Here is a 14,982-nt window from a genome sequence, read left to right on the forward strand (position 1 = left end):
TCAATACCCCGCTTGAAGTTTTTCTGAAAAAGACAAAATCATGTCATTTCCCGCAGCGCTGCCCACGGCCGCCTGCAACCTCAAGCCGCCGCTGTCGCGGCTCCTGCTCGAATTACTCGCTGTAAATCATCTTCTTGGTCATGCCGCCATCGACCACGAACTCCTGGCCCGTGACAAAACCGGCGTTCTTCGACAACAGCCAGGCGACCATCGCCGCCACGTCCTCGACCGTCCCTACCCTGCCCGCCGGATGCTGGGCATGATCGGCATCGGTCAGCGGTTCGGCACGACGTGCGGAGGGATCCCGCGCATCGATCCAGCCGGGGCTGACCGCATTGACGCGGATTTCCGGCCCGAGGCTGATGGCCAAGGCATGAGTCAGGGCCAACAGGCCGCCCTTGCTCGCCGCATAAGCCTCGGTGTCGGGCTCCGACTGCCCGGCGCGGGTCGAGGCCAGGTTGACGATTGCGCCGCTGTGAGCGCGCAGGTACGGCGCACAGTGCTTGGCCAACAGCATCGGCCCACTGAGATTCACTGCCAGCACCCGATTCCAGTACGCCAGATCAAGACTTTCAAGGGTGATGTTGTGCGGATCGGCAATCGCCGCGTTGCACACCAGCGCATCCAGACGCCCGAACTGTCCCAGCACCTCGGCGACGCCCAACGCCACCTGGCCTTCGTTCGAGACGTCCATGGCGATGAACCAGGCGTTGTCACCGAGCACCTTTGCCACTTTCGAACCGCGTACTCGATCAAGATCAGTCAGCACCACCTGCCAGCCTTCGCTGATCAGCCAGGCCGAGATCCCCAGACCAATGCCCCGCGCAGCACCCGTGACCAGTGCAACCCGGCCATTGGTGCCAGTGCTTGGCGTGGACAACTCGATCACAAGGCAGCCAACCCGCGCGCCAGATCGGCTTGCAGGTCTGCCACGTCTTCCAGACCGACCGCGATGCGGATCAGGCTGTCACGAATGCCCGCTGCTTCACGCTCTTGCGGCGCCAAACGGCCGTGAGAAGTGGTGCTTGGGTGCGTAATGGTGGTTTTGCTGTCACCGAGGTTGGCGGTGATGGAAATCAGCCGGGTCGCATCGATAAAGCGCCAGGCGCCCTCTTTGCCGCCCTTGACCTCGAAACTCACGACCGCACCAAAGCCTTTCTGCTGACGCAGGGCCAACTCGTGCTGCGGATGGCTTTTGAGACCGGCGTAATGGACTTTCTCGATGCCTTCCTGCTGCTCCAGCCATTCGGCCAGTTGCTGGGCATTGGCGCAGTGCGCCTTCATGCGCAGGCTCAGCGTTTCCAGGCCCTTGAGGAAGATCCAGGCATTGAACGGGCTCAGGGTCGGCCCGGCAGTTCGCAGGAAACCGACGACTTCTTTCATCTGTTCGCTGCGACCGGCCACAACACCGCCCATGCAACGGCCCTGGCCGTCGATGAACTTGGTCGCCGAGTGCACGACGATGTCCGCGCCCATCTTCAGCGGCTGCTGCAACGCTGGGGTGCAGAAGCAGTTGTCGACCACCAGCATCGCGCCTTTGGCATGAGCGATTTTCGACAGCTCGGCGATGTCCACCAGCTCAGCCAGCGGGTTGGATGGCGATTCGACGAAGAGCAGTTTGGTATTGGCCTTGATTGCCGCATCCCAGCCGGACAAGTCCGCCAGAGGCACGTAATCCACTTCAATACCAAAGCGCTTGAAGTACTTCTCGAACAGGCTGATGGTCGAACCGAACACACTGCGCGACACCAGTACGTGATCGCCGGCACTGCACAGACTCATCACCACCGCCATGATCGCGGCCATGCCGGTCGCCGTGGCCACGGCTTGCTCGGCGCTTTCCAGCGCGGCAATGCGCTCTTCGAATGCGCGCACAGTCGGGTTGGTGTAGCGCGAGTAAACGTTGCCCGGCACTTCACCGGCAAAGCGTGCCGCCGCATCGGCAGCGGTACGGAATACGTAGCTGGAAGTGAAGAACATCGGATCACCGTGTTCGCCTTCCGGCGTGCGGTGCTGACCGGCGCGTACGGCCAGGGTGTCGAACGCTACGCCTTCGAGGTCGCTGTCCAGCCGACCGGCATCCCAATCCTGACTCATGCTGTCACTCCTTGCCCTACTCGGTAATGGATACAAAACCGGCCTGTAGGAGCATGGCTTGCCCGCGAAGGGGCCTTTGGGAACGCCAAAAGCTTCGCGGGCAAGCCTCGCTCCTACAGGCCGTTCGTTTACTCAGTTGTTATACAGATCAATGATCGCACTGACTGCCTGCGTCTTGACCTTGGAGGCATCGTTACGTGCCTGCTCGATCTTGTTCAGGTAAGCCTCGTCGACGTCGCCGGTGACGTACTGGCCGTCGAACACCGCGCAATCGAACTTCTCGATCTTGATCTTGCCGCCACCGACCGCTTCGATCAAGTCAGGCAAGTCCTGATAGATTAACCAGTCAGCGCCGATCAGATCCGCCACGTCCTGGGTCGAACGATTGTGCGCGATCAACTCGTGAGCGCTCGGCATGTCGATGCCGTAGACGTTCGGGTAGCGAACGGCGGGTGCCGCGGAGCAGAAGTAGACGTTTTTGGCGCCGGCTTCGCGGGCCATCTGGATGATCTGCTTGCAGGTGGTGCCGCGAACGATGGAGTCGTCCACCAGCATCACGTTTTTGCCGCGGAATTCCAGCTCGATGGCGTTGAGCTTCTGGCGTACGGATTTTTTCCGTGCAGCCTGGCCCGGCATGATGAAGGTCCGGCCGATGTAGCGGTTCTTCACGAAACCTTCGCGGAACTTGACGCCCAAGTGGTTCGCCAGCTCCAGGGCCGCGGTGCGGCTGGTGTCCGGAATCGGGATGACCACGTCGATGTCGTGATCCGGACGCTCGCGCAGAATCTTCTCGGCGAGTTTCTCGCCCATGCGCAGACGTGCCTTATAGACCGACACGCCGTCGATGATCGAGTCCGGGCGCGCCAGATAGACGTGTTCGAAGATGCACGGGGTCAGGGACGGGTTGGTCGCGCACTGACGGGTGTGCAGCTTGCCGTCTTCAGTGATGTAGACCGCTTCGCCCGGCGCCAGATCGCGAATCAGGGTGAAACCGAGCACGTCCAGGGAAACGCTTTCGGAGGCGATCATGTACTCGACGCCTTCGTCGGTGTGACGCTGACCGAAGACAATCGGGCGGATGCCGTGCGGGTCGCGGAAACCGACGATGCCGTAACCGGTCACCATCGCCACGACCGCGTAACCACCGACGCAACGGTTGTGCACGTCAGTAACGGCCGCAAACACGTCTTCTTCAGTTGGCTGCAACTTGCCGCGCTGGGCCAGTTCGTGAGCGAACACGTTGAGCAGCACTTCCGAATCGGAGTTGGTGTTGACGTGGCGCAGGTCAGATTCGTAAATCTCCTTGGCCAGCTGTTCAACGTTGGTCAGGTTACCGTTGTGCGCCAGGGTGATGCCGTAAGGCGAGTTGACGTAAAACGGTTGGGCTTCGGCCGAAGTCGAACTGCCCGCGGTCGGGTAACGCACATGGCCAATACCCATATGACCGACCAGGCGCTGCATGTGACGTTGATGAAACACGTCACGTACCAGGCCATTGTCCTTGCGCAGGAATAACCGGCCATCATGGCTGGTCACGATACCGGCAGCGTCCTGGCCGCGGTGCTGGAGGACGGTTAGCGCGTCATACAGCGCCTGATTGACGTTCGACTTACCGACGATACCGACGATGCCACACATGCGACGCAACCCCTACTTAATGGATCTGAACTGAACACAACTCACTGAGGCGTTTTGGCCATCGGCAAGAGGTGCTCCTTGAACGGTATCTCAGCGGGTACGCTGATACCGCTGGCAAGCCACTGACTGCTCCACCCAAGAATCAGGTTTTTGGACCAGTCTGCGACCAATAGAAATTTTGGCACGAGCTGTGATTCTTTCCACCACCCGTCCTGCTGTACCGGCCCCAGGCTCAACAGCCCGACCGCCACGACCACCAGCAACACGCCACGCGCGGCGCCGAAGGCCATGCCGAGGAATCGATCGGTCCCGGACAGCCCGGTGACGCGAACCAATTCGCCGATAAGATAATTGATCATTGCGCCTACGATTAACGTGGCGACAAACATGATGGCACAGCCCGTGATCACACGGGCCGACGGCGTTTGGATGTATCCGGCGAGGTACTCGGACAATGAACCACCGAACATCCAGGCGACGACTCCTGCGATGATCCAGGTCACCAGCGACAGTGCTTCTTTGACGAAGCCGCGGCTCAGACTGATCAATGCGGAGATGGCGACGATTGCAACGATCGCCCAATCAACCCAGGTAAATGGCACAGTGCAGCCTACAGACGGATAAGGCGGCGCATTTTAGCAGAGCGCATGGCTATCGGTAAGCTGCGATTGTCAGCGCATTTCAAATCGGAGCGATAGTTTTAGCCCTTATCGAAACTGCACTCGCCCCTGTAGCAGCTGGCGAAGCCTGCGTCCGGCTGCGCAGCAGCCGCAAAATCAGGCAATTCGGTCTATCCGGCACACCGTGCAAACAGGGTTTACGGCTGCTTCGCAGCCGGACGCAGCCTCGCGGGCTCGGCAGCTGCTACATAGAGCAGATTGACGATTCGTTAGCCACGCTCAGGCTGGAAACGCACCACAAAACCCTTGAGGTTCTGCTGGCGACTCAACAAGTCACGCAGACGATCGGCTTCTGCCCGCTCGATCAGCGGTCCGACAAACACCCGATTCTTGCCATCGGCAGTACGAATGTAGGCGTTGTAGCCTTGGCTGCGCAGGGATTTCTGCAAGCTTTCTGCACTTGCACGGCTCGACAGGCTGGCCAGTTGCACCGACCAACTGACCGACAGGCCATTGGCATCGACGCGGCTTTGAGTCGTGTCCGGCTTGCCCGGTGCAGCCGAGATGGGCTGGCTAGGTGCTGTCGCAGGCTTGACGACCGGAACAGGAGCCGGAGCGACCGGTTTGGCGGCAGGCGCAGGCGCCACCGGGACACTTGGGGCAATCGCTGTCGACGGTGCCTCTTGCTGAGCGATTTCATCATCACTCGGCACGGGCTCCTGAGGCAGCGCTTGCGGCTCAGGTACTGCCACCGATTCAACCTGAACTTGCGGCACCGCAGGCGCTTGCGGCGCAGCCGGGGCTTCAACCGTCACTTGACGCTGTTCATCCTGACGGGAAAACAGCATCGGCAGGAAAATCACCGCCAGCGCCACCAGAACCAGGGCGCCAACCATGCGCTGTTTGTATGCCTTATCCAGCAATGCCATTTGCCGCTTCCTCCGTGGAGCGCCGGGCCAGCCATTCGAGGGCCTCGGCGACACAATAAAATGATCCGAACAACAGAATCTCGTCGTCGTTCGTCGCCAGCGCGCACTGCCCATCCAGGGCGGCGGCCACGCTGTCATAGGATGTTACCGAGGCGCCAAGGTTCTGCAATGCTGCGTGCAAATCGGCAACCGGGCGCGCTCGCGGTGAATCCAGCGGCGCGACAGCCCATTGCTGGACACTAGCATTCAATTCACCGACAACACCGTCCAGATCCTTGTCCGCCAACAGTCCGAACACCGCCAGACGCTTGCCGGCCGGTGGACGGCTGGCCAGACGGCGAGCCAGATACTCTGCCGCATGGGGGTTATGACCCACATCCAGCAACAGGTTCAGGCGCTTGCCCTGCCAGTCAAACTGACGGCGATCGAGGCGACCGACCACCCGAGTGGCTTTCAGCGCAGCAATAATTTGTGCATCCACCCAAGGCAACCCGAGCAACAGGTAAGCCTGCAACGCCAGCGCGGCGTTTTCCATCGGCAGATCAAGCAACGGCAAATCGTGCAGCTCGACCACACGCCCTTGAGCGTCAAGACCGCGCCATTGCCAGTTGTGATCGGTGATACCGAGGTCAAAATCGCGCCCACGCAGGAAAAACGGGCAATTAAGCTCGCGCGCTTTATCCAGCAGAGGTTGTGGAGGATTCAGGTCACCACACAGCGCAGGCGCGCCCTGACGGAAGATGCCGGCCTTTTCAAACGCTACGGATTCACGGGTATCACCCAGATAATCCGCGTGATCGACGCCGATACTGGTGACCAGTGCCATATCGGCATCGACCACGTTGACCGTGTCCAGACGCCCGCCCAGCCCGACTTCCAGCACCACCGCATCCAGGCTGGCGTGTTGAAACAGCCAGAACGCCGCGAGGGTACCCATTTCGAAGTACGTCAGGGAAGTATCGCCACGGCCTGCCTCGACCGCTGCAAAGGCTTCGCACAGCTCGGCGTCAGTGGCTTCGACGCCATTGACCTGCACCCGCTCGTTGTAACGCAGCAGGTGCGGAGAATTGTAGACACCGACGCTCAGGCCCTGCGCCCGCAGCAATGAAGCCACGAATGCACAGGTAGAACCTTTGCCGTTGGTGCCGGTGACCGTGATCACCCGAGGCGCCGGTTTGCCCAGTCCCATGCGGGACGCTACCTGTTGCGAGCGCTCCAGCCCCATGTCGATGGCCGAAGGGTGCAACTGCTCAAGGTAGGCGAGCCACTCGCCAAGGGTACGTTCGATCATATGTTGGCGGGTACCGGTGGAACAACGATTGGCTCGATTGGCGCGGCGACGAATTTCGGCGTCGGCAGGCCCATCATTTGTGCCAGCAGATTGCCCAGACGCGGACGCAGTTCCTGACGGTGAATGATCATGTCGATCGCACCGTGTTCCAGCAGAAATTCGCTGCGCTGGAAGCCTTCCGGCAGTTTTTCACGCACGGTTTGTTCAATGACGCGCGGACCAGCGAAGCCGATCAGGGCTTTCGGCTCACCGACAATCACGTCGCCAAGCATCGCCAGACTGGCGGAAACACCACCGTAGACCGGGTCGGTCAGCACGGAGATGAACGGAATACCTTCTTCACGCAGACGCGCCAGCACCGCAGAGGTCTTGGCCATTTGCATCAGGGAGATCAGGGCTTCCTGCATCCGCGCACCGCCGGAAGCGGCGAAGCAGATCATCGGGCATTTGTTTTCCAGCGCGTAGTTGGCTGCGCGAACAAAACGCTCACCAACGATGGCGCCCATCGAACCACCCATGAAGGAGAATTCGAAGGCCGAAACCACTACCGGCATGCCCAGCAGGGAACCGCTCATGGAAATCAGTGCGTCTTTTTCGCCGGTCTGCTTCTGCGCAGCGGTCAGGCGATCCTTGTACTTCTTGCCGTCGCGGAACTTCAGACGGTCAACCGGCTCCAGGTCCGCGCCCAGTTCGGCACGGCCTTCAGCGTCGAGGAAGATGTCGATACGGGCGCGTGCGCCGATACGCATGTGGTGGTTGCACTTGGGGCAAACGTCCAGGGTCTTTTCCAGCTCCGGACGATACAGCACAGCCTCGCAAGACGGGCATTTGTGCCACAGACCTTCAGGCACCGAGCTCTTCTTGACCTCGGAACGCATGATCGAAGGGATCAGTTTGTCTACTAACCAGTTGCTCATGCTTTCTTTCTCCAGTACCGGCGGCCCGAACGCTCTGGTTCGCAGCCCCGCGTATGCCCTTGAGCTAAATTCATGTGTGTGGCGATGATCGATGAATGGCCGGGTCAGTGAAGCGTGACCTGCGTACAACCCATCAATCCTCAGCCGTACCTGCTTTGTGCAGCGCAGTGCATTTTGGGACGGCGGCAGTGTGCCAGCCGTCACATCAGCTACGCGCTACCGCGTACTGCTTTAATGAATGCCTGAATCTTTGCGTGATCCTTGATGCCCTTGCTCGCCTCTACCCCACCGCTGACGTCCACCGCGTAAGGCCGAACCCTTGCAATCGCCTCGGCGACGTTGTCCGGCGTCAAGCCACCCGCCAGGATGATCGGTTTGCTCAAGCCTTGCGGTATCAGAGACCAGTCAAACGCTTCACCGGTTCCGCCGGGTACGCCTTCAACGTAGGCGTCGAGCAGGATACCGCTGGCACTTGGAAACGCATCGCACGCAGCCGCGATATCGTCACCGGCCTTGACCCGCAACGCCTTGATGTACGGACGATTCCACTCTTCGCAGTCGGCCGCGGTTTCGTCGCCATGGAACTGCAACAGGTCCAGCGGCACGGCGTCGAGAATTTCCCCCAACTCGCAGCGGCTGGCGTTGACGAACAACCCTACGGTGGTCACGAACGGCGGCAACGCCTTGATGATCGAGCGCGCCTGCTGAAACGTCACGGCCCGAGGGCTTTTGGCGTAGAACACAAATCCGATCGCATCAGCCCCGGCCTCGACCGCTGCCAACGCATCTTCTATGCGGGTAATCCCACAAATCTTGCTGCGAACGGCCGACATGTCGATAGAACCCCAAGGTAAATCCGAGAAAGTCCCGGATGGTAACAAAAGCGTTCGAGGGCGTCAGCCGTCAAGTTCCGAGAAGCCGGTCAGGAAGTGCGGCCCGATGTAACGCTCGGGCAATTCGAACTCGTCGCGGTACTCGACCTGCACCAGGTACAGGCCATACGGATGCGCCGTCACCCCGCCGGACCGGCGAATGCGGCTCTCCAGCACTTCTTTCATCCACTCCACCGGGCGCTCGCCGGCACCGATGGTCATCAGCACGCCAGCAATGTTGCGCACCATGTGGTGCAGGAAGGCGCTGGCGCGGATGTCCAGCACGATCATCTTGCCGTGGCGCGTGACGCGCAGGTGATGCAGCTCCTTGATCGGCGACTTGGCCTGACACTGACCAGCACGGAAAGCGCTGAAATCGTGAGTGCCGACCAGGTACTGCGCCGCCTCGGCCATGCGCTCGACGTCCAGCGGACGGTGGTTCCAGGTGATTTCTTCGTTCAGGTGCGCCGGGCGGATCTGATCGTTGTAGATCACGTAGCGATAGCGCCGGGCAATCGCCTTGAACCGAGCATGAAAATGCGCCGGCATGACCTTGGCCCAGCTGACACTGACGTCGTGAGGCAAATTGATATTGGCGCCCATGACCCAGGCTTTCATCGAACGCTCGACCTGAGTATCGAAATGCACCACCTGACCGCACGCGTGCACACCGGCATCCGTACGCCCGGCGCAGAGCAGCGACACCGGTGAGTCGGCGACTTTGGACAAAGCCTTTTCGAGGGTTTCCTGCACCGTGAGCACGCCAGAGGCCTGGCGCTGCCAGCCGCGATAGCGCGAGCCTTTGTATTCAACGCCCAACGCGATCCGGAAAAAGCCGTCGGCCACCATTTCGGCGGCCGGATTATCTATATTTGCCAAGGAGTGACAGCCTGCTGATGTACGCAAAGGCGGGCATTATAAGGCCGCCGGACGGGGATGCCAGTGCAACAGCGGTTGATCGTTCCCACGCTCTGCGTGGGAATGCCGCCAGGGACGCTCTGCGTTCCTCTTCTGAATGTGACGCAGAGCGTCACGGGATGCATTCCCACGCAGGAGCGTGGGAACGATCTGTCGTCGGCGAAAACAAAAACGGCAGCCTCAATGGGCTGCCGTTTTGTTTACGCCTTACCGATAAATCAAGCCAGACGCGAAAGCATTTCCTTGGCTTCGCTCTTCTGACCTGCATCACCCTCGGTCACCACCTCATTGAGGATGTCCCGGGCGCCGTCGGCGTCACCCATGTCGATGTAGGCCTGGGCCAGATCGAGTTTGGTCGCGACTTCGTCAGTGCCGGAAAGGAAATCGAATTCCGGCTCGTCAGCTGCGGATGCCATGGCGTCTTCCGCCGTGAAGCTCGGCTCGCCAAGACTCTGGGACAGACGATCCAGCTCCGCGTTGACGTCTTCCAGTTCGGCTGCAAACGCGTCCGGCGCGTCTGGCGCGTCCATTTCGTCAGCCAGCGACAGGTCGAAATCGGCTGGCAGCTCCAGATCGTCCAGCGCAACTTCGGGAACAGCCGGCGCTTCAGCGGCAGGTAAATCCAGGTCCTTGACGCCGTCATCCAGGCTCAACAGGAAGTCGTCTTCGGCCAGGGTCGCCGGCGAGGCACCCCCACCGAGATCCATATCCAGGTCGAAGGCCGACAGATCATCGAGGTTTTCCTTGATGTCGGTCTGCTGCTGCAACACCGACTCGAAGCTCAGGTCGTCGTCCAGCGGGAACTCGTCCAGCTCAGCCGCAGACACTGGCTCTGCTTCTGGTTCTGGTTCTGGTTCTGGTTCTGGTGCAACCACCGCCGGAGAGGCAGTTTCCAGATCATCCAGACTCAAATCGAAGGCACTGTCGAGGTCATCGGACTCTGCCTCTGGTTCTGGTGCAACCACCGCCGGAGAGGCAGCTTCCAGATCATCCAGGCTCAAATCGAAGGCACTGTCGAGGTCATCGGATTCTGGTTCTGGTTCTGGCTCAACTACCGCCGGAGTGGCAGATTCCAGATCATCCAGGCTCAAATCGAAGGCACTTTCGAAGTCATCGGGCACTGCCGGTGCCGGCGCTTCAGGCTCGTCCAGCAGCAAATCCTTGACGTATTGCGCGTCCAGTTCGGCAGCGATCGCAGCGGCTGCGATACCACCGGCTGCCGCAATGGCCATGGCCGGGAAGCGGCTCTTGAGTTTTTCGACCTGAGCAAAGTTGTCACCGTTGGCCACCAATTGGCGTTCCTGGGCAACGAATGCATCACGGTCGCCTTGCTGACCGTAAACTTCCATCAGCTTGAGGCGCAGGTCACTGCGTTGCGGCTCTTGCTTGATCCCGTCTTCCAGCAAGGCAGCCGCCTGATTCAGACGACCGGCAGCGATGTGCGACTGTGCCTTGTTCAGTACGTCGCCATCCCGCTCGCCAGCAGGCGAAACCAATGGCGCAGCGATCGGCGGCGTTACCACAACCGGAGCAATAACCGGGGCTGGGGCTGGTGCAGGCGGTGGTGTTGGGGTTGGGGTTGGCGCGGTAGCGAGCTTCACGCTCGGCGGCGCCACGTCCAGGTCTTCGAAGATGCCTTTTGGCAGGTCGAGTTCAGCGGAGAACGCCTGCTCCTCGGCCAAGTCACGGGCCATGCGCAAATGCTTCTCGGCTTCTTGCTGGGCTTTGCGGCGACGCGCCAGCAACAGCAGCAGGAACAGCGCCACCACGGCACCGCCACCTGCCAGACCCAGTAGCCACGGATTGGTCAGCAGTTCTTTGAATTGCTGATCGTCGGACGCTGCCGGCGCTGGCTCGACTGGCTTCTCGGCCGGAGCCGGAGTGGCCTCAGGCGCAGCAGCCTCAGGTGCAGTCGGAGCCGCGTCCGCAGGCGCTGTTGCCGCAGGATTGGCCGCTAGTTCAGCTGACATTGCCGGAGCGGTCGCACCTGGTGCCGGCGCACCCGCCGCGCCTTCAGCCTGCAACTTGGCCAGTTGATTGTTCTTCAGCTCGATCAGGCGTTGCAGCTTGTCCAGCTGACTTTGCAGATCGGTCATGCGACTTTTCAGTTCGGCATTGTCACGACGGGTCGTGTCGAGGCTTTCCTGGGTCACGGCCAGCTTGTTGCTCAAATTCTTGGCATCACCCGCGGCGCCTTTGCCACCGGCCTTGCCGGACTCGGCAGAGACCAGGCTCAGCTTGTCTGTCGCCGTTTGCGACGAAGGGCCTTCGCCGCGAGCGCGTTTGGTGGCATCGAGCTGCTGCTGTCCGGTCCCAGGCTTCGCCACGTAACGACGCCCCTGACGCCACGCGGTGTTCTGCGCGGAGACTTCAGCAATGGCTTTCGGTTGCGGCAGGCTGGTGCTCTGTGCCTGATCCGGCAGACGCAGCACCTGACCGGCTTTCAACCGGTTGATGTTGCCGTCGATAAAGGCATCCGGATTCAACGCCTGGATGGCCAGCATGGTTTGCTGGACCGAGCCGCCAGTGCGCGTCTTCGCAGCGATTTCCCACAGGGTATCGCGCGGCGCAGTGGTGTATTGGGTTGGTTTGGTGCCACCGGTCACCGGTGCGGTGATGGTTTGCGTCGGTGCAGGCTGCGCAGCCGCATCAGCGGTTTGCGGCGAGAATTTGGACGGATCGAGCAGCACGCTGTAATCGCGCAACAGGCGACCGTTGGGCCACATCACCTGAACCAGGAATTTCACCATCGGTTCGGAGAGGGGTTTGCTGGATGTCACACGCAGGATGCTTTTACCGCTGGCGTTGAGCACCGGGGTAAAGGCCAGGTCATTGAGAAACGCCTGGCGGTCGACACCGGCCTTGGCGAAATCTTCGGGCGAAGCCAGGCTCGGCACCACTTCGGCAGCGGTGAGATCCTTGACGTCGAGCAACTCGATTTCTGCCACCAGGGGCTGGTTCAGCGTCGACTTCAGGGTCAATTCCCCGAGCCCGAGGGCATGCGCCATACCGGAGGACAGCGCCGAGGCGGCCGCTATTGCTAACACCAGTTTGCGAACTTGAACCATAGCCTCATCCTTTGTTTGAACATTCCTCGGCCAGCGAGAAGGTGTTGATAGTCGCTGCCGTAAGGCATTGCGCGCGGCGGCGAAGAGTCGTCGCGCGCGATCATTTCATTCATGCCACGCAAAGCCCCGGAGGGAGCCCGCCTTCAGCGGTCCGGCCAAGCATAGCGCCCGGCTGGATTCATTCGACAAATTGTTGCCAAGTATCTTTTACAGCAGGTCTTTTATCAACAATTCAGCCACCTGCACAGCATTGAGCGCTGCGCCTTTGCGTACGTTATCTGACGTCAGCCACAAATTAAGTTCCGACAGGTCGTCGATCCCGCTGCGAACCCGACCAACGTAGACCACGTCCTGCCCTACTGCATCGCCTACCGGTGTCGGGTAATCGCCGGCTTCCACCAGCTCTATACCGGGCGCGTCTTCCAGGGCGGCGTTGACTTTTACCAGGTCGATGTCGCTCGATGACTGCAAGGTCACGTTAAAGCTATCGCCAAAAAACACCGGGGCTTGAATGCAAGTGACGGAAATCTTTAATAAAGGCAGCGCCATAACCTGACGCAGCTCGCGTACCAGGCGTTTTTCCAGCAGCGTGTGACCCTGATCATCAGGCTTGCCCACTTGCGCCAGCAGGTTGAAGGCCATCTGCCGATCGAAGAAGGTCGGCTCCAGCGGACGCACGTTGAGCAGCTCGGCCGTTTGCCGTGCCAGCTCGGTGACAGCTTCGCGACCCTGGGCAGACACGGCCAGGCTGGCGGTCAAATTGATGCGTTGCAGGTCGAGCAAACCGAGCAACGGCGCGAGCACTACCGCCAGTGTGGTGGCCGAAGGGCTTGGACTGCTGACCTGGAACGGCTTTTTCAAGCTGGCCAGCACCTGCGCATTGGCTTCAGGCACGACTTGGGGCGCCTGATCAGCCGGCAACGCGCCGGACAGGTCGATGAGCGAGCAACCGGCGGCCGTGGCACGCGACGCGAAACTCAGGGTTACCGCCGGGCCGGCAGCGAAGAACACCAGCTGGACTTTACTGAAGTCGAACTCATCGACCTCCCGCACCCGCACGTTCTTGCCGCGAAACGGCACCGAATGCCCGGCCGATTCACTGCTGGCGAGCAGGTGCAGATTGCCGACAGGGAAGTCGCGCTCTTCGAGAATCTGCACGAGCGTTTCGCCGACAGTACCGGTGGCGCCGATCACGGCGATATCAAAGGACTGGCTCATGGTTCTACCTCTGGCGAAACGGGGGGAGCGGCACTTTACCGGTCGAGAGATGCCTAGGCAATTCGTCACGACACTGATCGTTCCCACGCTCTGCGTGGGAATGCCGCCATGGACGCTCTGCGTCCGCCGTTGAGGCAGTGACGCGGAGCGTCACGGGATGCATTCCCACGCAGAGCGTGGGAACGATCGGTAGGCAAAAAAAACCCGCACCTCTTTCAAGGCACGGGTTCTTTTATTACTTCAATCGATCAACGCTCAAGCAGGATCCGCAGCATGCGACGCAGCGGTTCAGCCGCGCCCCACAGCAGTTGGTCGCCGACGGTGAACGCGCCGACGTACTGCGTGCCCATGTTCAGCTTGCGCAGACGGCCAACCGGTACGTTCAGGGTGCCGGTGACTTTCGTCGGGCTCAGTTCCTGAATGCTGGCTTCGCGGCTGTTCGGCACCAGTTTGACCCAAGGGTTGTGCTGGCTGATCAGCCCTTCGATGTCGGCGATCGGCACGTCTTTGTTCAATTTGATGGTCAGCGCCTGGCTGTGGCAGCGCATGGCGCCGATGCGCACGCAGATGCCATCGACCGGGATCGGGCTCTTGAAGCGACCGAGGATCTTGTTGGTCTCGGCCTGGGCTTTCCACTCTTCACGGCTCTGACCGTTCGGCAGTTCCTTGTCGATCCACGGGATCAGGCTGCCGGCCAGCGGTACGCCAAAGTTTTCGGTCGGGTACGCGTCGCTGCGCATGGCTTCGGCCACACGGCGGTCGATGTCGAGGATCGCGCTGGCCGGGTCGGCCAGTTGATCAGCGACAGCGGCGTGGGTCGCGCCCATTTGCTTGATCAGTTCGCGCATGTTCTGCGCGCCGGCACCGGAGGCCGCCTGATAAGTCATGGCGCTCATCCACTCGACCAGACCGGCTTCGAACAGACCGCCCAGGCCCATCAGCATCAGGCTGACGGTGCAGTTGCCGCCGATGTAGTTCTTGGTGCCCGCGTCGAGCTGCTGGTCGATGACCTTGCGGTTCACCGGGTCCAGAACGATCACCGCGTCATCCTGCATGCGCAGGCTGGAAGCGGCGTCGATCCAGTAACCCTGCCAGCCGGCTTCGCGCAGTTTCGGGAAAACTTCGCTGGTGTAGTCGCCACCCTGGCAGGTCAGAATCACGTCGAGGGTTTTCAGCTCATCAATGCTGTAAGCGTCCTTGAGCGGAGCAATGTCCTTGCCCACGGACGGGCCTTGGCCACCGACATTGGAAGTGGTGAAAAACACCGGCTCAATAAGATCGAAATCCTGCTCTTCCAGCATCCGCTGCATGAGCACGGAACCGACCATACCGCGCCAACCGATCAGACCTACACGTTTCATCGCAACTACACCTTCTTTAAAAAGTGGGCCGCTGCTTTCAAGAGTGAAAGTTG

The 14,982-nt window shown here is 60.6% G+C and carries 12 protein-coding genes; all 12 read right to left on the minus strand.

Annotated elements, in window-relative coordinates; genetic code table 11:
* Positions 1 to 112: 112 nt before the first annotated feature.
* Positions 113 to 889 carry an SDR family oxidoreductase gene (locus tag CKW16_RS11910; RefSeq protein WP_095128587.1) on the minus strand — a complete coding sequence of 259 codons (777 nt, stop codon included), beginning with the start codon at positions 887 to 889 and terminating at the stop codon, positions 113 to 115.
* Complete coding sequence (locus tag CKW16_RS11915) at positions 886 to 2,097, minus strand: O-succinylhomoserine sulfhydrylase (protein WP_046047729.1); 1,212 nt, start codon at positions 2,095 to 2,097, stop codon at positions 886 to 888. Before CKW16_RS11915 ends, CKW16_RS11910 begins: the two co-directional genes overlap by 4 nt.
* 132 nt (positions 2,098 to 2,229) lie before the next feature.
* Positions 2,230 to 3,735 (minus strand): amidophosphoribosyltransferase, encoded by a 1,506-nt coding sequence (gene purF / locus CKW16_RS11920; RefSeq protein ID WP_007905939.1) that lies wholly within the window; start codon positions 3,733 to 3,735, stop codon positions 2,230 to 2,232.
* A gap of 41 nt (positions 3,736 to 3,776) precedes the next feature.
* Complete coding sequence (locus CKW16_RS11925; RefSeq protein WP_008145596.1) at positions 3,777 to 4,337, minus strand: CvpA family protein; 561 nt, start codon at positions 4,335 to 4,337, stop codon at positions 3,777 to 3,779.
* A gap of 287 nt (positions 4,338 to 4,624) precedes the next feature.
* The gene (locus CKW16_RS11930; RefSeq protein ID WP_095128588.1) at positions 4,625 to 5,284 is read right to left on the minus strand and encodes an SPOR domain-containing protein; all 660 of its coding nucleotides are present in this window, start codon (positions 5,282 to 5,284) and stop codon (positions 4,625 to 4,627) included.
* Positions 5,268 to 6,575 carry a bifunctional tetrahydrofolate synthase/dihydrofolate synthase gene (folC, locus tag CKW16_RS11935; RefSeq protein WP_095128589.1) on the minus strand — a complete coding sequence of 436 codons (1,308 nt, stop codon included), beginning with the start codon at positions 6,573 to 6,575 and terminating at the stop codon, positions 5,268 to 5,270. Before folC ends, CKW16_RS11930 begins: the two co-directional genes overlap by 17 nt.
* Positions 6,572 to 7,492, minus strand: coding sequence for an acetyl-CoA carboxylase, carboxyltransferase subunit beta (accD, locus tag CKW16_RS11940; protein WP_095128590.1), 921 nt, complete (start codon positions 7,490 to 7,492; stop codon positions 6,572 to 6,574). Before accD ends, folC begins: the two co-directional genes overlap by 4 nt.
* 209 nt (positions 7,493 to 7,701) lie before the next feature.
* Positions 7,702 to 8,325, minus strand: a complete 624-nt coding sequence (locus tag CKW16_RS11945) for a phosphoribosylanthranilate isomerase (RefSeq protein ID WP_095128591.1) — start codon at positions 8,323 to 8,325, stop codon at positions 7,702 to 7,704.
* A 63-nt stretch (positions 8,326 to 8,388) separates the two neighbouring features.
* Positions 8,389 to 9,213 (minus strand): tRNA pseudouridine(38-40) synthase TruA, encoded by an 825-nt coding sequence (truA, locus tag CKW16_RS11950; RefSeq protein ID WP_046047735.1) that lies wholly within the window; start codon positions 9,211 to 9,213, stop codon positions 8,389 to 8,391.
* A gap of 287 nt (positions 9,214 to 9,500) precedes the next feature.
* A complete protein-coding gene (locus CKW16_RS11955) occupies positions 9,501 to 12,350 on the minus strand; it encodes a FimV/HubP family polar landmark protein (protein WP_095128593.1) in 2,850 nt (949 codons plus the stop codon).
* A gap of 207 nt (positions 12,351 to 12,557) precedes the next feature.
* Positions 12,558 to 13,568: an aspartate-semialdehyde dehydrogenase gene (locus CKW16_RS11960; protein WP_095128594.1), complete on the minus strand. Its 1,011-nt coding sequence runs from the start codon at positions 13,566 to 13,568 to the stop codon at positions 12,558 to 12,560.
* Positions 13,569 to 13,816: 248 nt separating this feature from the next.
* Complete coding sequence (asd, locus tag CKW16_RS11965; protein WP_033061853.1) at positions 13,817 to 14,929, minus strand: aspartate-semialdehyde dehydrogenase; 1,113 nt, start codon at positions 14,927 to 14,929, stop codon at positions 13,817 to 13,819.
* Between the last annotated feature and the right edge of the window lie 53 nt (positions 14,930 to 14,982).

Source organism: Pseudomonas sp. Irchel s3h14 (assembly GCF_900187425.1).
Classification (GTDB): Bacteria; Pseudomonadota; Gammaproteobacteria; order Pseudomonadales; family Pseudomonadaceae; genus Aquipseudomonas.